The organism is Serpentinicella alkaliphila (genome assembly GCF_018141405.1).
Lineage (GTDB): Bacteria > Bacillota > Clostridia > Peptostreptococcales > Natronincolaceae > Serpentinicella > Serpentinicella alkaliphila.
Genome location: NZ_CP058648.1, coordinates 2079101 through 2100421 on the forward strand (window position 1 = coordinate 2079101; position 21321 = coordinate 2100421).

At 33.3% G+C, this 21321-nt stretch carries 26 protein-coding genes and 2 pseudogenes; 15 read left to right on the forward strand and 13 right to left on the reverse strand.

The genetic code is table 11. From position 1 onward, the window contains the following. Nucleotides 1-129: 129 nt before the first annotated feature. Genes dapF through coaBC form a run of 5 tightly spaced genes read left to right on the forward strand, consistent with a single transcriptional unit; the run spans nt 130 to nt 3643 of the window. Nucleotides 130-978 (forward strand): diaminopimelate epimerase, encoded by an 849-nt coding sequence (dapF, locus tag HZR23_RS10535; RefSeq protein ID WP_132849333.1) that lies wholly within the window; start codon nt 130-132, stop codon nt 976-978. Between the two features lie 33 nt (nt 979-1011). Continuing rightward, nucleotides 1012-1893: a YicC/YloC family endoribonuclease gene (locus HZR23_RS10540; protein WP_132849332.1), complete on the forward strand. Its 882-nt coding sequence runs from the start codon at nt 1012-1014 to the stop codon at nt 1891-1893. 12 nt (nt 1894-1905) lie between these two features. Then, nucleotides 1906-2196: an extracellular matrix/biofilm regulator RemA gene (gene remA, locus HZR23_RS10545; RefSeq protein ID WP_132849331.1), complete on the forward strand. Its 291-nt coding sequence runs from the start codon at nt 1906-1908 to the stop codon at nt 2194-2196. 31 nt (nt 2197-2227) lie between these two features. Next, on the forward strand, nt 2228-2434 hold the full coding sequence (gene rpoZ, locus HZR23_RS10550; RefSeq protein WP_132849330.1) for a DNA-directed RNA polymerase subunit omega: 207 nt from the start codon (nt 2228-2230) through the stop codon (nt 2432-2434). Nucleotides 2435-2449: 15 nt separating this feature from the next. Then, nucleotides 2450-3643 carry a bifunctional phosphopantothenoylcysteine decarboxylase/phosphopantothenate--cysteine ligase CoaBC gene (gene coaBC / locus HZR23_RS10555; protein WP_132849329.1) on the forward strand — a complete coding sequence of 398 codons (1194 nt, stop codon included), beginning with the start codon at nt 2450-2452 and terminating at the stop codon, nt 3641-3643. A gap of 167 nt (nt 3644-3810) precedes the next feature. On the opposite strand, the gene HZR23_RS17085 is transcribed toward coaBC, so the two are convergent. Genes HZR23_RS17085 through HZR23_RS17095 form a run of 3 tightly spaced genes read right to left on the reverse strand, consistent with a single transcriptional unit; the run spans nt 3811 to nt 5668 of the window. After that, nucleotides 3811-4626, reverse strand: coding sequence for an IS1634 family transposase (locus tag HZR23_RS17085; RefSeq protein WP_249536669.1), 816 nt, complete (start codon nt 4624-4626; stop codon nt 3811-3813). Between the two features lie 20 nt (nt 4627-4646). After that, entirely contained in the window at nt 4647-5096 is a 450-nt protein-coding gene (locus tag HZR23_RS17090) for an IS1634 family transposase (RefSeq protein ID WP_249536670.1), read from the reverse strand. Nucleotides 5097-5122: 26 nt separating this feature from the next. Beyond that, nucleotides 5123-5668, reverse strand: coding sequence for a hypothetical protein (locus HZR23_RS17095; RefSeq protein ID WP_249536671.1), 546 nt, complete (start codon nt 5666-5668; stop codon nt 5123-5125). A gap of 531 nt (nt 5669-6199) precedes the next feature. Here HZR23_RS17095 and xerA point away from each other — a divergent pair. Beyond that, the gene (gene xerA / locus HZR23_RS10565; protein WP_243098311.1) at nt 6200-7078 is read left to right on the forward strand and encodes a site-specific tyrosine recombinase/integron integrase; all 879 of its coding nucleotides are present in this window, start codon (nt 6200-6202) and stop codon (nt 7076-7078) included. Between the two features lie 149 nt (nt 7079-7227). Here the strand turns inward: xerA and HZR23_RS10570 are convergent, their stop codons facing one another. From HZR23_RS10570 to HZR23_RS10585, 4 genes are all read right to left on the reverse strand, one after another. Then, a complete protein-coding gene (locus HZR23_RS10570) occupies nt 7228-7473 on the reverse strand; it encodes a DUF2442 domain-containing protein (protein WP_213050222.1) in 246 nt (81 codons plus the stop codon). A gap of 12 nt (nt 7474-7485) precedes the next feature. Next, on the reverse strand, nt 7486-7752 hold the full coding sequence (locus HZR23_RS10575; RefSeq protein WP_213050223.1) for a DUF4160 domain-containing protein: 267 nt from the start codon (nt 7750-7752) through the stop codon (nt 7486-7488). Nucleotides 7753-8032: 280 nt separating this feature from the next. Next, nucleotides 8033-8302 carry a helix-turn-helix domain-containing protein gene (locus HZR23_RS10580; RefSeq protein WP_132849844.1) on the reverse strand — a complete coding sequence of 90 codons (270 nt, stop codon included), beginning with the start codon at nt 8300-8302 and terminating at the stop codon, nt 8033-8035. A 1-nt stretch (nt 8303) separates the two neighbouring features. Beyond that, nucleotides 8304-8657, reverse strand: coding sequence for a type II toxin-antitoxin system RelE/ParE family toxin (locus HZR23_RS10585; RefSeq protein WP_132849843.1), 354 nt, complete (start codon nt 8655-8657; stop codon nt 8304-8306). 605 nt (nt 8658-9262) lie between these two features. Between HZR23_RS10585 and HZR23_RS10590 the strand changes: the two genes are divergently transcribed. The 6 genes from HZR23_RS10590 (at nt 9263) to HZR23_RS10615 (ending at nt 15552) form a co-directional block, all read left to right on the forward strand. Beyond that, nucleotides 9263-10693, forward strand: a complete 1431-nt coding sequence (locus tag HZR23_RS10590) for a S41 family peptidase (protein ID WP_165913799.1) — start codon at nt 9263-9265, stop codon at nt 10691-10693. 400 nt (nt 10694-11093) lie between these two features. Next, nucleotides 11094-13409 carry an ATP-binding protein gene (locus HZR23_RS10595; RefSeq protein WP_132849841.1) on the forward strand — a complete coding sequence of 772 codons (2316 nt, stop codon included), beginning with the start codon at nt 11094-11096 and terminating at the stop codon, nt 13407-13409. Nucleotides 13410-13414: 5 nt separating this feature from the next. Beyond that, on the forward strand, nt 13415-13687 hold the full coding sequence (locus tag HZR23_RS10600) for a hypothetical protein (RefSeq protein ID WP_132849840.1): 273 nt from the start codon (nt 13415-13417) through the stop codon (nt 13685-13687). A 225-nt stretch (nt 13688-13912) separates the two neighbouring features. After that, a complete protein-coding gene (locus tag HZR23_RS10605; RefSeq protein ID WP_213050224.1) occupies nt 13913-14311 on the forward strand; it encodes a hypothetical protein in 399 nt (132 codons plus the stop codon). Between the two features lie 92 nt (nt 14312-14403). Beyond that, a complete protein-coding gene (locus HZR23_RS10610) occupies nt 14404-14670 on the forward strand; it encodes a hypothetical protein (RefSeq protein ID WP_213050225.1) in 267 nt (88 codons plus the stop codon). Between the two features lie 405 nt (nt 14671-15075). Continuing rightward, entirely contained in the window at nt 15076-15552 is a 477-nt protein-coding gene (locus HZR23_RS10615) for a hypothetical protein (protein WP_132849881.1), read from the forward strand. A 329-nt stretch (nt 15553-15881) separates the two neighbouring features. On the opposite strand, the gene HZR23_RS10620 is transcribed toward HZR23_RS10615, so the two are convergent. Continuing rightward, nucleotides 15882-16142 (reverse strand): hypothetical protein, encoded by a 261-nt coding sequence (locus HZR23_RS10620; protein WP_132849882.1) that lies wholly within the window; start codon nt 16140-16142, stop codon nt 15882-15884. 464 nt (nt 16143-16606) lie between these two features. Between HZR23_RS10620 and HZR23_RS10625 the strand changes: the two genes are divergently transcribed. The 3 genes from HZR23_RS10625 (at nt 16607) to HZR23_RS17590 (ending at nt 18539) form a co-directional block, all read left to right on the forward strand. Further along, nucleotides 16607-17074 (forward strand): hypothetical protein, encoded by a 468-nt coding sequence (locus tag HZR23_RS10625; protein ID WP_132849883.1) that lies wholly within the window; start codon nt 16607-16609, stop codon nt 17072-17074. Nucleotides 17075-17320: 246 nt separating this feature from the next. After that, nucleotides 17321-18115: an SDR family oxidoreductase gene (locus HZR23_RS10630; RefSeq protein WP_207667954.1), complete on the forward strand. Its 795-nt coding sequence runs from the start codon at nt 17321-17323 to the stop codon at nt 18113-18115. A 295-nt stretch (nt 18116-18410) separates the two neighbouring features. Beyond that, nucleotides 18411-18539 (forward strand): hypothetical protein, encoded by a 129-nt coding sequence (locus HZR23_RS17590; RefSeq protein WP_279229919.1) that lies wholly within the window; start codon nt 18411-18413, stop codon nt 18537-18539. A gap of 496 nt (nt 18540-19035) precedes the next feature. Here HZR23_RS17590 and HZR23_RS10635 read toward each other — a convergent pair. The 5 genes and pseudogenes from HZR23_RS10635 to HZR23_RS10650 form a co-directional block, all read right to left on the reverse strand. Next, nucleotides 19036-19263 (reverse strand): annotated as a pseudogene (locus HZR23_RS10635) (ATP-binding protein); the annotation flags it as partial. 86 nt (nt 19264-19349) lie between these two features. Continuing rightward, the gene (locus HZR23_RS10640; protein ID WP_213050226.1) at nt 19350-19901 is read right to left on the reverse strand and encodes a tyrosine-type recombinase/integrase; all 552 of its coding nucleotides are present in this window, start codon (nt 19899-19901) and stop codon (nt 19350-19352) included. Next, nucleotides 19867-20076, reverse strand: coding sequence for a hypothetical protein (locus HZR23_RS17100; RefSeq protein ID WP_249536770.1), 210 nt, complete (start codon nt 20074-20076; stop codon nt 19867-19869). The genes HZR23_RS10640 and HZR23_RS17100 overlap by 35 nt, the downstream gene beginning before the upstream one ends. Nucleotides 20077-20085: 9 nt before the next feature. Further along, nucleotides 20086-20367: pseudogene (locus HZR23_RS18055) on the reverse strand (site-specific integrase); the annotation flags it as partial. 167 nt (nt 20368-20534) lie between these two features. Next, nucleotides 20535-21170 (reverse strand): tyrosine-type recombinase/integrase, encoded by a 636-nt coding sequence (locus HZR23_RS10650; RefSeq protein ID WP_213050228.1) that lies wholly within the window; start codon nt 21168-21170, stop codon nt 20535-20537. Nucleotides 21171-21321: the final 151 nt, after the last annotated feature.

Consider the following 21321-nt stretch of genomic DNA (forward strand, 5'->3'; position numbering starts at 1 on the left):
TAAATATAAATATAAATTAGCTAATATCAATAAAAAGAATTTAATTAAATAGGAATATTTGTTATAATTGTTTATTATGTGTATAAATAATATAAATAATGTTAAATAAGAAAACTAAGGAGTGTTTCCATGGATATATTATTCCAAAAACTACAAGGGGCAGGCAATGACTTCATAATTATTAAGTATGAAGACTTTCCTCATGATGAGTTATTTCCAAACTTAGCTCAATCTGTTTGTAATAGAAATTTTGGTATTGGAGCAGATGGACTGATGGTGGTTAAAAGCTCTAATGTTGGAGATTTTTTTATGTTATATTTTAATAGCGATGGATCAAAAGCAAAGATGTGTGGTAATGGTTTAAGATGTTTTACAAAATACATTTATGATAATAAACTTACGGATAAGCGTAACTTAACTATAGAAACATTAGCTGGACTTTTAGATGTAGAAGTTAAAGAAAATAATGGAAAAGCGTATAAAGTTAAGGTGAATATGGGAAAGATGATATTTGACCCTAAACAAATACCAGTTGCTTGTCTTGACGATAAATGCATTAATCAAACTTTAGAAGTAGATGATGTGAAGTTTGAGTTTTCAACGGTTTTAATGGGAGTTCCCCATACGGTTATCTTTTTAGATGAATTGGATTTAGATACAGTCAAAAAAGTAGGTCCAATAATTGAAAAAAACAAAATTTTTCCAGAGAACACTAACGTTAACTTTGCAAAAATTATAAGTAGAAATAAAATTGAAGTTAAAACCTGGGAAAGAGGAGCAGGATACACATTAGCTTGTGGTACTGGTGTAACTAGCGTTTGTGGTGTTGCAAATTTTTTAGATTTAGTTGATAATGAAGTAGAAGTAATTACAGATGGTGGGAAATTAGTTATTACAGTAGAAGGAAACGAAGATATATACATGGAAGGTCCTGCCCAAGAAATATGTAAGGGTGTGTATTTTTACGTGAATAACTAAATTTAACAATAAATGATCGGAAGGGTGTTTGACATGATTAAAAGTATGACTGGTTTTGGAAGAGGTGAAGCACAATATAATAATACTTTCTTTAATGTTGAATTAAAGTCAGTTAATCATCGTTATTTAGATATAAATATAAAATGTCCTAAGAAATATTCTTATCTTGAAGAGAATGCTAGGCAAATGATTAAGGACTACGTAAAAAGAGGTAGAGTTGATGTATTTATAAATTACAATCAATTAGGTGAAAGTGAAGTCAGAATTACTCCTAATCTTTTAGTGGCCAGGGAATATGTTAACGCTATGAAGCAATTACATGATGATTTAGGTATTAGAGATGATATAAACACATCAATAATAGCTCGTTTTCCTGATGTATTAGTTATAGAAAATAAAGAGGAAGATAAGGATGAGGTCTGGGAGTCATTTAAAATTGGTTTAATAAATGGACTAGAAAATTTAAATAGTATGAGACTCCATGAAGGTAACAAACTAAAAGAGGATATATTAGAAAGATTATTATTTATGGAAAAAACAGTGGCTGAAATAGATAGCCGTAGTTTAGAAGTGTTAAATTTATATAAGACTAAGTTAAATAAAAGAATTAGGGATATACTAGATGACGAAGTAGAGGTTGGTGAATCGAGGCTAGCAATGGAAGTAGCAATATTTGCAGATAAAAGCAGTATAACTGAAGAAACAGTTAGATTTAATAGCCATATAAGTCAATTTAGAAAGTCTTTTGAACAAGCTGATTCCGTTGGTAGAAAGTTAGATTTTTTAATCCAGGAAATGAATAGAGAGATTAACACTATTGGATCAAAAGCAAGTGATCTAATGATTTCAAATATTGTAATAGATATGAAAAGTGAACTTGAAAAAATTAGAGAACAGGTGCAAAATATCGAATAGGGGGATATAATAATGAGTATTAAGCTAATTAATATTGGTTTTGGGAATATAGTATCAGCTAATAGAATAGTTGCTATTGTAAGTCCAGAATCTGCACCAATTAAACGTATAATACAAGAGGCTAGAGATAGAAGTATGTTAATTGATGCAACCTATGGCAGAAGAACTCGATCTGTTATAGTAACAGATTGTGATCAAATTATTTTATCAGCTGTTCAGCCTGAAACAGTGGCACATAGATTGACTAAGGATGTCAAAGATGTTGAAGATGTTTTAGAAGAAAATGAAAGTGAAGATAATTAAAAAAGTAAAAAATAATAGGAGGAATAAAATTATGTTATACCCACCAATAAATGAGTTATTAGAAATTATTGATAGCAGATATACGCTAGTTATTGCTACTGCAAAAAGAGCAAGACAATTGATTGATAATGAAAAGCCTAAAGTAAAAACAGACTCAAAAAAGCCAGTTTCTATTGCAACACAAGAGATTTATGAAGGCCATATAACTTATACACAAATAAAAGACGATAAAAAATAGTAGGAGAGAGAGAACATGCTTAAAGGAAAAAACATTGTCTTGGGTGTAACTGGAGGGGTTGCAGTTTATAAAGCCTTAGACATTGTAAGTAGGTTGAAAAAATTAGACGCAAATGTAGATGTTATTATGACTAAATCTGCAATGGAGTTTGTTAAGCCTCAAGCATTTCAGGCGTTAAGTAGAAATTTAGTTGTGACAGACTTATTTGAAACCCCAAGATACTGGGATATAGAGCATATATCTTTAGCACAGAAAGCCGATATATTTTTAGTTGCCCCAGCAACTGCAAATATTATCGGTAAAGTAGCAAATGGTATTTCTGATGATATGTTATCAACCACAATCATGGCATCAACTGCAAAGATAGTTTTTGCTCCTGCTATGAATACAAAAATGTATGAAAATCCGATAGTACAAGCAAACATAAGTAAACTTAAGTCCTTAGGATATGAATTTATTAATCCAGGCTCAGGAAGACTTGCCTGTGGTGATGTTGGCGCCGGTAAACTTGCAGAACCAGCAGAAATAGTACAGTATTTGATTGATCTCGAAACAGGAGTAGAGCAGGATTTAATAGGAAAAAATATTTTAATTACAGCAGGTCCTACTGTAGAAAGAATAGACCCTATTAGATTTATTACAAATAGATCTACGGGTAAAATGGGCTATGCTATTGCAGAAGCAGCTGTAAAAAGGGGAGCAAATGTAACTCTAGTTACAGGACCTTCAAATTTAACTCCGCCTGCTAAGGCTAATGTTATACCTATATGTAGTGCTGTAGATATGTACGAAGCAGTTAAAAGCCATATGGACACACAACATATAATAATTAAGTCAGCTGCAGTTGCTGACTATAGACCAGAGACGATTAATGACCAAAAGATTAAGAAACAAGAAGGGGATATGAGCATTAAACTTGTTCGTAATCCAGATATATTGTTAGAACTAGGTAAGACAAAAGGAGATAAAGTTTTAGTTGGATTTGCAGCTGAAACAAATAATGTTGAAGAATATGCTAAATGCAAAGTGGAAAGAAAAAATTTAGACTTTATTGTAGCTAACGATGTAACGGCAAAGGATGCTGGTTTCGGTACGGATACAAATATTGTTAAACTGATTGATAAATATGGTGATATACAAGAAATAAGTTCAACAAAATTAGACATAGCCAATAGAATTTTAGACAAAGCTAAGGAATTTATTAAATAATCAATCACAAACAAGAGTAAAACCAAGATTCTCGAATATGAAATCTTGGTTTTTTATTTTGACAAAAAATGTATAAAACCTGACTTTGGAACATCATTCATAAGAAAAAGTGCTGTAATCGTCTGTCTATAGAAGTTTCAGCACTTTTTATTGTTGTTTTACGTTCACTACATCTTTTTAATTATATTGGGGATTTCATTACTTAGCAGAACATTCTTTTCAATCTTAAATATGTCTTTGTTTATTTTACTATTAAGTAATTTGTCTGACATTATATATAATTTGTCTACTTTGTAATCAATTTCATCTATTATAAATCCTTCTAGTCCATTGATTATTTCATAGGTAGATAATTCAACTTTATTCACTGCTAACTTATACTCTAATATTCTTTGCATTACTAAGGCTAAATAACAAATTAAAAAATGCGACCTAATTCTTCGTTCTTTAAAGTGATATACTGGTCTTGTTTTTAAATTTGTTTTTAATATTCTAAAGGATTCTTCAATTTTATATAGAGATTTATAAGCTACCATTATATCTGCTGGGTTCATATCCACTTTATTTGTAACAATGTAAAAATATCCGAAATTTTCTTGCTCTTGTTTAATTATTTCCTCATCAATTTCAATGTTTATTTTTTCTTTAGGGTTTTCTACTGCTTTATAATACTTGCTTTTGGATTTAGTTGTTGAATTGATTGTAAAATCCTTTATATTCTTTTTAGCTCTTTCAATCATTTTCTCTTGTTTAAACATCTCACGTTCTTTGTAGACATCTGAATATTTTTTTATGATTAATTCGTCATAGGTTTCATCATTCTGACTCACCTTTCTTTTACTGGTTATATATCCGCTTTTGTATTTAGCTTCTGCATTAGAAGTTATGTTCCAAGATGAATTAAATTTCTTCTCTTTTAAATCTTTAGGAACTGCACTGCCCTTAGAACCTACAATGTAACTAAGCCCTTTACCTCGAATCATCTCTAAGTTAGCCCTTGAATTTAAGCCCCTATCGCCACTATTATGATTTCTTTTATGGTGTAATTATTTAATATATCGTCAATGACTTCTTCCATGGTATGTAATTCATGTTTGTTGCCTTTAAAAAGCCTATAAGAAATAGGTATCCCATTGGTGTCTATTAGTAAGCCCATAACAACTTGTGTTTCATTTCTTTTATTATCCTTACTCATACCTCTTTCTCTAAATCCGTCTTCATCAAAAGACTCAAAGTAATAGGTTGTACAGTCATAAAATGCTAATGACATATTTCTATCTGGAATAATCTTTCCTATATGATCATTTAAATGTTTGAAAAGTTTATTTTCATTCATTTCAAAATTTTTATCATAGGTAGCTATATTTTGTTCCAATTCATCAGAAGTGTTTTTAATGTTATATTCTAATATTTTTTTAGCCTCTGAATCAACGGTATCTAAGAGGATTTCCATGTTTTTTATGATTTGAACTCCATCTGTTAGTGCTTTAGATTTATGTTTATTAAATCCAGAAAAACATCTAGGGAAGAATAAATGTTATCGCTATTCACAAAACTGAAATCATATAGGAAATCATCTTTTCTAGAAGCCACTTCAAGCTTGCTTGAAGGATTAAATAATCTACCAAGTACCTGATAGAACATTAAGTTACTAAAGGAATAATCTAGTTTAGAATCTTTCACCATTTTAGTAAAAAAGTTAGGTAATTTCAATTGGTTAAAGATTTTTAGGTATGGAAGATAACCTAAGTTTTTATGATTAAGAGAAAGCTTATCTTTTGACAATGATTCAATGAAATCTTCAAAGTTTTCAAATCCTTGAGAAGCTTCATCCAGTCTAATCATTTCTTTTAGATCTGCTTCAGCTTGAGCAAGAGCTTCCTTACCTGATTTAGAATCTAAATCATGAGTACCAAAACCTTTAATCTGAATTTTTTTTGATTTCTTAGTTTTGGGATCTCTAATCCCCTTAGCGATTGATATAAAATATTTACCATTTGGTCTTTTAGATTTACTAATATACATGCTACACCTCCACAAAAACCCTCTAACTATATTATACATCATATTCTACACCACGACAAGTCGTGAGCGTTAATAAATAAAAAAATAATGAGAAATGTTAAAAATTAGACATTTACTCATTATTTGTTATTAATTTATGTTCTGAAGTCAGGATAAATATGGTGATATACAAGAAATAAGTTCAACAAAATTAGACATAGCCAATAGAATTTTAGACAAAGCTAAGGAATTTATTAAATAATCAATCACAAACAAGAGTAAAACCAAGATTCTCGAATATGAAATCTTGGTTTTTTATTTTGACAAAAAATGTATAAAATTAGCAGGAAAATGAAGTTGATTACAGAATCTATATAATTAGAATAAACTGGAAAGGAAATAGGTTATGGGATAAATATTTTAACATTAAATAACAAGGAGTTAGCGGTTTGTTTTGATTACGACTTAGTATTCATCGAGAAAATAAAAACTATAAATGGACGAAGGTGGGATCCATCTAATAAATATTGGATAGTTCCAAATAACGAAAATGTGATAAACCAACTTAGGGATCTATTTGATGTAAAATATTCAAATGATAAAGTACTAGTAAAATATGAAGAGATGTTATCACTTAAAGGATTTACTCAAAAAACTAAAAAGGTATACTTAGTACACTGTAGAAATTTTCTAATTAATGCAAATAAAAATGCTTATCACCTAAAAAGAGAAGATGTTGAAGAGTACTTATTCAATCTGTTAGAGAACCGAAAAAATAGTCATTCTTATGTAAATCAAGCTTTAAGCTCAATTAAGTTTCTTTTTAAATTTGTCTTAAAGTCAGACTTATTATATGAGATACCACGTCCTAAGAAGGAAAATAAATTACCAGGCATACTTAGTCAGGAAGAAGTAGTTGCTATTATAGATTCAATAGTGAATCTGAAACACAGAGCTATAATATTACTAGTCTACTCAGCTGGCCTTAGAGTAGGGGAAGTTGTAAGATTAAAAGTGAAAGATATAGATTCACAACGAATGCTAATACACATAAGACAAGGTAAGGGTAGAAAAGATAGATATTCTTTACTTTCACAAGTAGCATTAGAAGAACTTAGAAGGTATGTATCAGTAGTAAAGCCAACAGATTGGCTTTTTCCTGGATCTAAGGAAGATAATCATTTAACCGAGAGATCTGTTCAAAAAATATTTAACATTGCATGCGAAAAAGCTAAGATTAGTAAAAGTGTAACTGTTCATACATTAAGACACTCATTTGCAACACATTTATTAGAAGGAGGAACCGATTTAAGGTATATACAAGAACTACTAGGGCATTCGAGCTCAAAAACAACAGAAATATACACACATGTGAGTACAAAAGACTTTAGTAAGATACAAAGTCCATTGGATAGAATAAAAAAAGACTAAATAGACAGCAATAAGTAAATATTTACGAACTTGGATTCGCTTTAACAATTAAATAAGGATGTATTTACGAACTATAATTCGTTAATACAACGTTAGACGTCATTTGTATAGCTATTGACAAAAAAAGAAAGATATCCTTCATGGATATCTTAGGAATAGTTATAAGGTTCACTTTTTTCATATAAAAATTCTGGACATAAATCTGCTTCATTGTCCCAACATATTGTATCAAAACAAACCTTAACAGTATTGAATAATTTTTCGTCCACCAACTGTTTGAAAATGCCATCAGTTAAATAAGGAGAAACATTAAATATTCTCTTTTCATTGTTTTCGAATGTTAGTAGTAGATGATAATTCTCAAGTGGCTGAACACTTTTAATTGCTAAGTACATAAATGACACCTCCTATTTCAAAGGTTCTATTTTAAATGGTAATTCACTGTTCATAGCGAGTTGCCAGTTGGCTAAGAGTTCATCTTGATGAATTTCAGCCCAGGCAAGTACAAGTTTTAGCTGTTTTTTTGGTAAGTTGCCTTCTGTAATATCACAGGAGTTAATATCGATTATGGATTTATAATCTTGGTAATATGCATGAAAATGTGGGGGGTTATGTTCACCTGGAGCACAATACATTCTTATTATTATTCCATAAAACATAGATATCGTAGGCATACATATCATTCCCCTTCTCATTAGTTATTACATATATATTATACCATTTTTGGTTTAAGAGCAAAATAATTTTAGTGGGTAGGACAACGACGTCTAACAATGTGTTTGCAAAAGGTGCAACTAGTACGTTCTTAGGGAAAAGTCACTGCACCACATCCCTTCACCGGGAGCGAAGCTCCGCCAATGGGGTGGGTTCTATGGGTCGGTTCAGGGACGTCGCAAACACGGAACCGTTAGCCGAAATAATCCATAGAAAAACAGTGGGGGTAACCACTGTTATCTAATGAAAGTTAATATGAAGCTCTTTTCCAAGAGCATGTGCAACCTTAGTTAAAAACTCGATACTTGGATTATATTCGCCACTTTCTAACCTAGATATAGCGGATTGTTTAGTTCCAACTTTTTCTGCTAAATCCTTTTGACTTAGACCTTGATCTAAGCGTAACTGAATTATTTCTTTTTTAATATCGTAAATTATTTTTAATGCATCATACTCATTTTTTACCTCAGGGGATTGAAGGAGCTTGTTTTTAACTTCTTGGTGGTTCATTTTATTCACTTCCCTTCAAATATTTATTCTTCCTTTTGATTGCAATATTTATATCTTTTTTAGGAGTTTTATTAGTAGTTTTCTTAATTGCATGGAGTAAAATAAACTTACCTTCAATAAAATGAAAGTAAAAAACTCGAAAAATGTTGCTACTGTGCTTAATTCGTAATTCCCATAAATTAGTATCTTGTAGTTTTTTAATATGCGGCATACCTAATGACAAACCAAATTCAGATAATAAATCTATTTCTCTTAATATTTTTGCTTGTTCCTTAGGTGATTGAGAAGAAATAAATTCTATGACAGGATATTTATTATTTTCACCATAGTACTCTACTTCATACAATTTAATCACCTCTGTTTATATATAAATAATATCACATATATGTTATAATTTCAAATTGTAAATTGGTACTTTGGACATTTGAGTTAGATTACATTCGGCTAACAATGTTTTTGCGTATAGGTGCTAGAAGCACGCTTATAAGGAAAGGTCAGAGCACCACATCCCTTCACCGGGAGCGGTGCTCCACCAAGGGGCATGGTCAAGTGGGTCCGGTTCAGGGACGTCGCAAACACGGACCGATAGGCGGGACATGTCACTTGCGCGCCATGCCCACCTATCAGTGACGCCGGTTCCCGAGGGCACGGCTCGTAGCGCTAAGCGCCACGTCGCCTATCGGCCGGTGCCCGGCCAATGCCCAAATGTCCTTCGGACACTTCGGGAACCGGCGTCACTGTTAGCTGAAAGGTTTTGTGAATGACCTAGTATCCGTTATCGAATTGGATGTAAGAAAATAGAAATAAGAGGATAGTTTGTTTAGTGAAGATTTTGATTACAAAACCGATAGCGAAATTGATGTGGGGATTCATAAGAAGCAATCTAAAAATGATTAAATGGGTTTTTATATAATATAACATATTATAATAATTAAGTTATGAATAGGGAGGTGTATGATAATGAAAAAATTTATTCATCAAGTCTCTTTTATAGTTATAATATTTACGGTAATACTGTTGTTTATCGGGTGCGGAAACTCCGATAAGCAGCTGGCATCCGATAAACAGCTGACAATAGAAGACTTTTTATATGATTTTGATTATATGATGCAAAGTATGGAAGAAACTTTTCCATACTTTGGAGTGGCAGAAAGAAGATTAGGTGTGGATATAAGGGCGCTGGGGAATGAAACACGGGCTATGATAGAAAATTATCCTTATTCTCTTCAAGGACTTGCAAGTGAACTGGATATTTCTTTAGAGGATATGCCTGATTTAGATGAACATATTTTTTGGAGCATTATTCAACATGAATTCTTCTCATATCTTGAGGGGTTTGTCCATAGTTTTGCGCTGGATTTTAGAGGATATAATTTGTTTCAACCCGTCCTTTCAAGTTCTTTGAGTCCTTATTATACACACAATAATCACTATGCCTTCACTAACTCTGCCTCCCAAATGTTTTACCAAGAACAGGAAGTCATCTTTAATACCCTTGCTGAAGAGCAAGTGGCTCTTTTTCAGTTTGTTTTTCGCCGTGAACCTTCGGTTGCAGAGCAGTCGCATGGGTTCACACATAATATAGTTAATACAGAAATTATTGAAGAAGACAGGATAGCTTATTTAAATATGTCAAGCTTTATGAATTTCAGCCATAATACTATATCGGATACATTGAGAAGATTTTACCGTGATATCCAGAAATTTGAACATTTGATTATTGATATCAGGGACAATGGTGGAGGATCAACAGATTTTTGGAGAATGTACATTATGAAACCACTTTGGGCGGGCAGGAGTAAAATGCCCGATATGCCTTTATATGCTTTTTATCGGGGTAGTAAGCTTGGAAAATCTTTAGCGGAAGAGAATCTTAAAATTGAGGCACAGTATTCACGTTATTTGGCTGAAACTGATGATTTGCTTACTGTAAGTGAAATTATAAAAGCAAATAATTTACCACATATTAATGAGGATGATTTAGAAGATTTGGCTTATGGTGTCAAGTTTAATACCAGTATTAGCAATATCGAATGGCGGCATATGCGCCAGTTAGGGTATCAAGATATTTCTGATTATCCCTTTGATGGGGAAATATGGCTTTTAACCAATGAAAACAACTACTCTGCGGCGGCGCTGTTTGCCCGCCATGCAAAAGAAATGGGCTTTGCTACGCTTGTAGGAGAGCAGATCGGCGGTGCATATGCTACATATGTGGCAAACTTTACCTTGCCAAACACTGGGATTATAGTAAGGTGGGATATAGACTATTTAACTGATAGTTATGGACGCGCTTTAAATGAGTTCCCGACTACCCCCCACCACTTTAATCGCCATGGTATAGATGCGTTGGAGACTGTTTTGCAGTTAATAGAAGAAGGTAGCTATTGATGACAAAGAGTATCGAACATTCTAGCTTAATATTTGGTACAATGTTGGCAATTTGATCTAATATAATAAATAGAGTTATTGCAAATGAAATTGATAGATCACAAACTTTTCGTATACATTTATTAAGGAGTATCCTTCTGCGGCTACTTCAGGAGTTGTAGGCCAAAGCCCATCAGCTAACAATGTTTTTGCGTATAGGTGCTTGGAGCACATTTTTTGAGAAAGGCCAGCGCACCACATCCCTTCACCGGGAGCGAAACTCCGCCGAGGGGTATTCCTATAGAGTCCGGTTCAGGGACGTCGCAAACACGGGAACGTTCTACGACACTGAAGGACAAAATGAGAAATGTAAAAAGCAAACTTCAAATGACAGTAAATTTCAAAGGAGGTACAATCCATTATGAATCCAGTATATTTGGATCTACACATACACACATCTGAAAATCCTAATTCCTTAAATCAAGCATATGATATAGATTGCTTGTTGAGTAAAATTGAGGAAAATTCATTAGGCTCTGATATTTTAATATCTTTAACTGACCACAATACAATCAATAAAAAGGCCTATCTTGCGCTTTTAGATAAATGCTCTAATGTACTGCTGGGTGTAGAATTACATATTAGGAATTATGACAGTGAGCCTGCTTATCATTGTCATATTTACTTCAATATTAATCCAATTACTGAAATACATATTGATGATATCAATGAAAAATTGAATGATTTATATCCTGATAAAGTAATAAGAAGAGAAACTCAAAATGTGCCGAAACTGGATGATGTGATACGAAAATTTGATATTTATGATTTTATTTTATTACCTCATGGTGGACAATCTCATTCAACATTTGACAAATCAATACCAGATGGCGTTACTTTTGATACAACACTAGAACGTAGCATATACTACAATCAGTTTGATGGATTCACAGCAAGGAGCAATGGTGGCCTAGAAAATACGGTGAGATATTTTAAACGTCTTGGAATTAATGAATTCGTAAACTTAATTACTTGTACAGATAACTATAATCCCAAAGAATATCCTAATGCAAAAGCTTCTGATGCAAGTCCTTTTGTACCAACTTGGATGTTGGCGTTGCCAACGTTCAATGGTTTAAGGTTGTCACTTTCAGAATCATCAAGACTCATTTATTCTGAAACAAAGCCGAGCGATTGGGCAGAGTATATAAAGAAAGTTAACATAAAAAATGATCTTCTTGATATTGATGTTGACTTAACTCCAGGTTTGAACGTCGTTATCGGAGGCTCGTCAAGTGGTAAAACTTTATTTGTAGATTCCTTATACAGAAAAATTTCAAATGACTTTGCTGAATGTGATTACACAAAGTTTGGTGTTGAAGATATTAATATTCTTAACCCCTCTGGAAGTCGACCTCACTACATTAATCAAAATTATATTATTAAAGTAATTGATAAAAGTAATGAAAGTAATGGCATTGACGATATTGAAATAATTAGAAGTGTATTCCCCGGAGATGAGAACGTAACTGCAAAAGCGAGAACTGGCCTCGCAAACCTGAAGCGTGACTTGAATACACTAATAAACTGTGTAAAAACTATTGAAATTCAAGAAAACAAATTGTCTAGAATACCAGCTTTCAGCAGGCTAATAACTAAAGCAGACCTCAAAGAAAACTTAGCAAGTAAAATACTGCCAGATGATGAGGTGGCTCGTAACTCAACTTACAATGAGGAGGATTATCTGGACCATAAAAAACAGTTAGACCTGATTGGAAATTTTCTTAGCTCAAATCCTTTTGCCGAAGAAGCCTCCGAAGAAATCCAATCCATTAAGGATAAGCTGGAGCGTGCATTTGAATTATCAAAGTTTGAGAAAGAAATGCGTTGTCTAATACAAGAATGTAAAAATGACATAGATATGTTTCTTTCTGCTGAAAGCATGGAACAACAATCTAAGATACAAAACATTGAAAGAATGCTGTCAAGTATAAAAGAATACGCAGAGGCTATGAAATGTTTTGAAGATACAATGAATTCCATAGCAAATTACTCAATCATATGTGAAACACAGAGAGTTATGTCAATGGGTCATGTTCTATACATCGAGAATGATTTTGTATTAAGTAAAGATAAAGTAGTAGAAGTAATAAATAGATATCTAAAAACGGAATACAGAATAAATAATTTTCATTCACTACATCCAAGAAGGCTCTACGAGAGAGGTTTTTCAAAGCGGAATCCAAAGGTTAATGATTATGAAGAATTTGAATCTAAAATATACTCAGAATTTGAAAAAATGAATAAAAAAACTTACAGGATTGTAACTTCAGAAGGAAAAAACTTTGATGATCTAAGTGCTGGTTGGAAAACATCAGTTCTATTGGACATTATATTGGGGTACGAAGGAGATAATGCTCCTTTAATCATTGATCAACCAGAAGATAACTTAGCAACCAACTATATTAACCATGGCTTGATAGCTGCAATTAAAAATATAAAGTCAAAAAAACAAGTAATATTAGTTTCGCATAATGCCACGATTCCAATGTTAGGTGATGCTCAAAATGTTATTTTGTGCAGGAATACAGATAAAATATGTATTAGATCGTCTCAGTTAGAGGGAACTATTGATAACAAGTACATTGTTGATTACATTGCTGAAATAACTGATGGTGGCAAATCATCGATAAAAAAACGTGTAAAAAAATACAATTTGAAAAAATTTAGGGAGTGATAAATATGAAACTGAAATTTAATAAAATTGAAGATGGTACAATCACAGTAAGTTCTGTACATGGAGACGTGGAAACTGATTTCAATTACATTGAAATGATAGAATATCTATATGAAAATAATCTGCTTCAGGATATGGAATACTGTGAAGAGATTACTGAGGATGAAAAAATAAAATTAACTGAAATGATATCAAAAATTAATGCAGCAATTGTTAGAAAAGAAAATGCAGATATGAATGTTCAGGTGGAAGCTGAGGACATAGTAGAGGCAGGATAAATATTGCATCTAGCGCGTCGTAGAACACTGTGTTTACGGGAGATGCGGGCGGGCACGTTTTTAGGGCAGGGCCAGCACCTCATCCCTTCACCGGGAACGAAGTTCCGAAAGGACGGTCTATCTCTAGGGTTCGGCTCAGGGACGCCGTAAACACGGAAACGTTAGGAGACATGCCCCATCTGATACTTAAGTGACAAGTTTATAAATTGATGTTTGGAGGGAATTATGGAGAAGAATGATAGATTTGAACTTATTGAAATTTATGGTGAACCAGCAGTAGAGGTGGTTTCTGAATTATTTCTTGAAGGTGCGGCAGGAGCTATAATTCCTGGATTTACAGCAGTTATATCTAATATTAAGCAGAAACGATATGAGCGCAATATTAATAGGCTTCTTTCAGAATTTCAGGTGCAGCTGAACGACATGAAACTTAAGTTTGATGATATATCAGAAGAAAGAAAGATTGCGTTTAGTAGCGAGTTTTCCGACATGATTGTTGATTATGTAAGTGAAGAAAGAGATGAAGAAAAATTCCGTATATTGTTAATGGCATCAGGAATCTTATCAACGATACTAAGGATGTTGATAATACGGCATTATATTTTGATGTACTTAAGAGTCTAAGAAAGATAGACATATTAGTCTTAAAGCAATTTGATTATAACTCCCCTGAATACTTTGAGAATAATTTCCAAAAGTTTCTTGATGAATTGTCATTGGAATATGACGAATATAGGTTTATCAAAGATAAGCTTTTAAGATCTGGATTATTGATTTCCTCATATGATAAGGACCAAAAGGAGATATATGAGACACTCCTAGAGCTTTCTAAGTTCCTAAATGAGCTTGAAAAGGGAAAAGCGAAGAAAGTTTCGAATAAGCTCAAGAATCCCAAAATCAGAAAGGACGAAAGAATTCAACTGAGCCAGTTTGGAAGAAGCTTCATTGATTTCTTTGCTGAAGATTCAAGCAATAAGATTTAGTCTATCGCATTGGGACGATGATACACGTCTCCTAACAGCGAACTCACGACATGGACAATAATTCGGAAAGATGTCCACGTCGTAAGTTCACGGAACGATAGGCGGGACATGTCACTTGCGCGCCATGCCCACCTATCAGTGACGCCGGTTCCCGAGGGCACGGCTCGTAGCGCTAAGCGCCACGTCGCCTATCGGCCGGTGCCCGGCCAATGCCCAAATGTCCTTCGGACACTTCGGGAACCGGCGTCACTGTTATCTGCAATCCTTAACATAAAATTGGCTGGTAGCTTAATTGATTATGGATGTTGGGATAAGATGAAATAGTGTTAATACGTAATAGATGATAAATGTGACGTTAAAGCAATATGGGTACATGAATATATATAGATTTGACGGAGGTTGAAGATGCGAAATATTTATCTAGATAGAACAAAATTTAATGGAGCTATATGTGTAGATTCAAAAGATACTGAGATTATATCAGCAGGTACAACAATTTATTCTATGAGTGTTAACGATAGAAATGAGGAGTATCAAAGATATGCTAACGATTATGATATTCAATTTATATTTGACGATTGCATTCCACAATTAGTATTTTATACGGTTCCACATGTAGATATTATGGCAAAAGATAGTAAAGGTGGATTTATCGGAACCATTGGACAATCATGTAACTTACAAAGTGACGCACCAATTTGTTATATCAATAAGGATTTAGAGTGCTTTATAATCTCTGAAAACGGAGCTGGTTTTCTGAGTAATATAGAATCATGGCAAAACAACTTGAAACCCTATGATAAAATCACCTTTTATCGTTCAAAAGCAGAAGCAGAAATGGAACTAGAATTTATCGATTTGTCTGAGATAGGAATAAATTAAGTTAATCTATAAATTTTAATACGAATAATAAATACAATGTATTAATTATGACGTATTATCTTTTTAATACGTCACTAAATAATTAGAAATGCTGGTTATAGAGGGTATGTAGGTGGCGGACAGCAGATAACAATGTGTTTTCGCAAGGGTGCTGGTAGCGCGTGTTGAGGGAAAGGTCAGCGCACCACGTTCCCTTCACTGGGAACGAAGTTCCACCAAGGGGTCTATCTCTAGGGTCCAGTTCAGGGACGTCGCAAACACGGAGGCGTTAGACGACATTGTTCTTTAGAATATCCCCGTAAAATAATAAAAGTAGCTGATGAATTCAACTACTTTGCCAACTTTATATATGTTTTAATATCAAAAATTTCTTCTTCATTTTGGTGTAATTTATGTTTAATAAAGCCAACATCTTTACTGATTTCGCTCAAATATCCATTAGTAGATGCTCTAAATTCTGTTAAATCCGCAGTGTGGTCATAAATAACATCAAGCTTTTTTTCAATGCGTGTTTGGCCAGATTCAATATTTGTAATTTTATCGTCAAGTGTATTAAGCTTATCGATTATTTGTTTTAACAATTCTTCCATAGGAACACCTCCTATTAACTATTATAACTCAAAAGAGGTATTAGGAAAACAATGCATTAAAAATTTTTTGCTTGATATAAGCTTATCATTAGACATTTGATCGATATGTGATGGTAAAGATTGTAGTTATAAATATATATTTAATGGTGATTGAAGTTAGAATTTTGAAAAATGAGAGAGTGGAGACTCGTAGTAATCGGTCTTATAAGAGTATACGCCGTCTAACATTATGTTTGCGTGGGGGTGCTAGCAGCACTGTTCAATGGGAAGGTCAGCGCACCACGTTCCCTTCACTGGGAACGAAGTTCCACTATGGTGGTCTATCTCTAAGGACCAGTTCAGGGACGTCGCAAACACGGAAACGTTAGACGAAATACTAAAGCGAGATTTACCACCATCAATAGAATAAAATAATAATTTATATAGACTTGTTTTACTGTATTAGAATATACAAGGAGGTTACTATGTGTTTAATGTTATATGCTGTTTTGCCTAATAAATTATCTGAACTACCTCAATCTGCAAAATCACCTTATTTAAGTATTAGTGAGATTAATCTCAGCAATGATCTCTATAATATATCCTCTCTATTTCCAGATAAACAACTATATTTTATTGGGACGGAAGAAGGTTGTTCATGTAAATTTTCAATACCAAAAGGTTTAAAGGATAGTGATTATGAAAGTTTACCAAAAGACTTAATTACAGAGATTATAGAGTCAAGTAAAAAAGACATTCAAAGAATGAACGATCTTCGTATGTTTTGCGAGGATTTAATTTCACAGACCGTTGACAATAAAATAGAACTATATGGTTATTGGATAGGAGAAGAATTAAAACTTTCTGACCCAGTACTTTATAATATACAATCATTGTTTAATCCCGAGAATTTTTACATGGAAGATAAGTATTACATTTTATCTCGAAATTGATATATAGAATATAGTTGGTTGATAGACGTGACATTCGTGACAATCTCTGAAAGGAAGAACTCGGTAAATCGTCTAACAAAACATTTGCATAAAGGTGCTGGAAGTACGTTTTATGGGCAAGTTCAGCACCACACCATCTCGCTGGGTGCGAGCACCGCTAAGGGGTATATTCCTTTAGGGTCCAGTTCGAAGGCGTCGCAAATGCGGAACGTTATCGGATATTTATATGATGGGAGAGTATTGATTATGAGGTTAAAAAATAAAATAGCACTAATTACTGGATCTGCACGAGGGATAGGCCAAGCAATAGCTGAACTATTCCATAGAGAAGATGCAATTGTAATTGTGTCAGATATAAGAGAAAAAGAAGGAAAAGAATTAGCAAAAAAACTGGGAAAAAAAGCAGAGTTTATTCATTTAAATGTTGGAAGTGAAGATTCCTGGTTGCAAGCTGTTGAGCATATTACTTTGAATTATGGAAGACTTGATATTTTGGTTAATAATGCAGGAATTACAGGGTTTTTAGAATCTCCTGGACCCTGGGATGCTGAAAATACAGACTTAAAAACATGGGAAGAAGTTCATAGAATCAATTCAACAGGTGTAATGCTGGGATGCAAATATGCAATTAAGCTTATGAAAGAACAAGGAGGAAGCATTGTAAATATCTCATCAAGAAGTGGAATTGTAGGTATACCTGGAGCAGTTGCTTATGCCTCAAGTAAAGCTGCAGTTAGGAATCACACTAAAAGTGTTGCTCTTTATTGTGCGGAAAAAGGTTATAAAATAAGATGCAACAGTGTTCATCCTGCAGCTATAATGACACCGATGTGGGATATTATGCTAGGTGAAGGAGTACAAAGACAGAAATTAATTGAAGAAATCGAATTTGGAATACCTATGGGATATTTTGGGGAGCCAATTGATGTAGCTTACGGTGTTTTATATTTAGCAAGTGATGAAAGCAAGTATGTGACAGGTATTGAACTGAATATTGACGGTGGCATATTAGCAGGTAGTGATGCAAAGCCAAGAGAATAAAAAACATCCGATAACAATCATTTGCATAAAGGTGCTAGAAGCACGTTTGCGTGCAGGTTCAGCACCACACCTTCTCACTGGGAGCGAAGCTCCGCTATGGGATAATCCTTTGAGGTCCAGTTCGAAGGCATCGCAAATGCGAGACGTTATCGGACAGATGAGGTATAGGGAGGCACATCCTTGTGCTAAATTATTTGGGTTGTGCGCTGGAGAGTCTATTTGATAGAAGTACATTTGAAGGTTTTTTCATATCTATAATCAGAAATATAAATGAAAATTGAGGGGGATAGATTACATGAGAAAGAAACAAGTAATACTTGTAGTTGTTTTAATGGCGGTTATTACAGGAGGTTACTTTGGTGTAAAAGGCATTAAGGCTTATACTGATTTAAAAACATATGAAAAACAAGTAAAAGTGGAGTGATATAGCCTAGATGGACACGAATAAATGTACTTTGCTCCTGTTTTCTTAAAATTGCTAGTTTAATTGAACTTTTTCTAATTAATCATTTTATTAAATACCGTATAATGCTTATATAGGTATATTTTACCATTAAATATCAACGGGTAGCTTCGGACTAGTAGCAAGAATACTACATGCATATATTTCCAGATAGCCGTTTGCTATTGACATTGAGCCTTTGTGGCTATGGGTTCAATGTCTTGAGGCCGCTTTGTAAAAATAAAGAGCTTGCCTTATCAAGCTACCATACCCACCCTCAATATCAATAGTTCGCTGCGCCAAACTAATTACGCAACTTCTAAAGCTTTATTTTGTCTATGATATTGCTCATATTCCATAGGCGACATATAGTCCAAGCTACTGTAAATGTCAATACAAAAATGCTCAAAAATTATAATCTCAAAATGTACAATTTTTATAATTAGTTGTTATTTTTCTTAGACTCAAGCAACTCTACTTTACCCTTTAGTCTATAAGAAGGTCCCGTTATTTTAATAATAGTAGAATGATGAATAAGCCTATCTAGTATTGCATTTGCAAGAGTAATATCTGAAAATACTTCTCCCCATTTACTAAATGGTTGATTTGTAGTTATAATTGTGGAATTCTTTTCATAACGCTTATTTATCAGTTGAAATAGTAAGTTAGCTCCCTGTCTATCAATAGGTAAGTAGCCGATTTCGTCTTATGGAAAGTGATTTATTATGTGAAGTAAGAAGCAATATACTGATTAAACCAACCAAATATCAGCTTCAAACTTCACATAATTTTTTAGATAATTGTTTTAAGCCATTCTATCATTTCTTCTTTCTCCTTTTCTGAATATTTTTCTAGCGGTAAAACATTATGGCTTGCTTCTTCTATTGCCTTACGTTTAATTTCAGGATTTGATTTTGCATAAATTTCTGTAGTAATAACAGATGTATGGCCTAAAAAGTCCCTAATATAAATTAAATTTACTCCGCCTTCTAACAAGTGCATAGCTTTACTATGTCTTAAGGTATGTGGTGATATCTTTCCTGAAAATAGTTCTGGATGTAGACTCCTTGCTTTCTTTACATATTTATCTAATATATAAGCAATTCCAGCTCTTGTAAGTTTCTCAAACTTTTTATTGAAAAACAAGGGATGTACAGGTTGCATTTCTTTTTTTCTTTTGCAGTCATTCATATAGATATTTAGGATATCAAGTGTTTGTGGCATTAGGGGTATAATTCTTGTTTTATTGCCTTTTCCTGTTAATTTTACTGTAGCAGGTTTTATGTTTCGAATATCTCCAAAAGTTAAATCAAGCAATTTCCTGAACTCTAGCCCCACTATCATAAAGGAGAACTAATATTGCCATTTCTCTTCGTCCTTCTGTAGATGAACTGTCATGAAGACGAAATAGATGTTTAATGGCTTCTACTGAGATATAGTTCATTGGAATAATAGGTACTTTGCGAGTTTTAATATCAAATATTGATGAACAAAGTTCAATATACTCGGGCTTTTCCATTTGGATATATTTGAAGAAAGCATGGAGTGCTGAGAGCCTATGATTAATGCTTGACACGGAATATTGTTTTTCTTTCTCTAACCAAACTAGAAAGTCTTCTAAATATTTTCTGGACAACGTCTCAAGTCTCATTTTAGAAATCGATTTGTTTAGAAACTCTTCCTGGTACTGAAAGAGAAGAATGAATGTATCTCTGTAAGATTTAATCGTATTATCACTGTAATTTGTACGTTCAGGTATATGTTTTAGAAAGTAAGAGGACAGTAACTGTTGAAAATAATTAATTTTCATAGTCTACCACCTCCGGATAGGCATTGTTGTAGTACTCAGTCATTGTGTCAATGATGGAAGCATGGGCTTCAATTGTTAATCGAAGGTATTTTTCTGTGCTTTCCAAACCCCTGTGTCCAAGATATGTGCTTAGAATTGGAAGTGAACAGTATATATCATTTCCTTCGTCAACCATCTTTTCCAAAGCATGGACAAACAAACGTATGGCGAATGTCATGTACTCGAGGAGTTGTTCCATTTTCTCTAAATATTCCAGCAAAGGTCATAAACTTTCTAAATTGACAGTATACGGGGGTGCTATTATATTGACTACCATTTTTACTAGGGTAATAGTAACCGTCATATGTAGATGAAAAACCCATTCTCTTTACATACTTTTTACAATATTTAAGTAGTGATTTGGACATAGGCATCAGACGTTGTATGTTATTCTTGGTGGCATCCAACCTTATGATTCCTTGTTCAATATCTAAATTTTTCATTCTCAAACCAAGGGCTTCATTAATTCTTAGTCCACATCCATAAAGCATCCTAAATAACATCGGATATATAATATGGTATGTTGGATATCTTGGACTAATTGGAATTTTATCAAGGATTTTAGTTAGTCTATTTATCTCATTGTGTGTAAAAATATATGGAGTAAAATCATTTTTAATTTGAACAAGATCTGTTTCAGGATATACATAATAGCTAAAGCCTATTCGGTTCATAAACAAAGAAAATTGACGAATAATGCTCATTCTCATATGTTGTGTTTTAACTGATTCTACTCCCCGACGTGCTACATATTTTTCTACCATTTCTTTGGTGAGAATGTGAGAATTTAATGGTAGACCATCTTTGAAAAAAAGAAAGTGTCCATTCCCCTTAAAAGATAATAAACAGATGATCCCATTTTAAATCCAAGACTGCGTTTATAGACTATATACTTTGTACAATATTCTGCGAGGG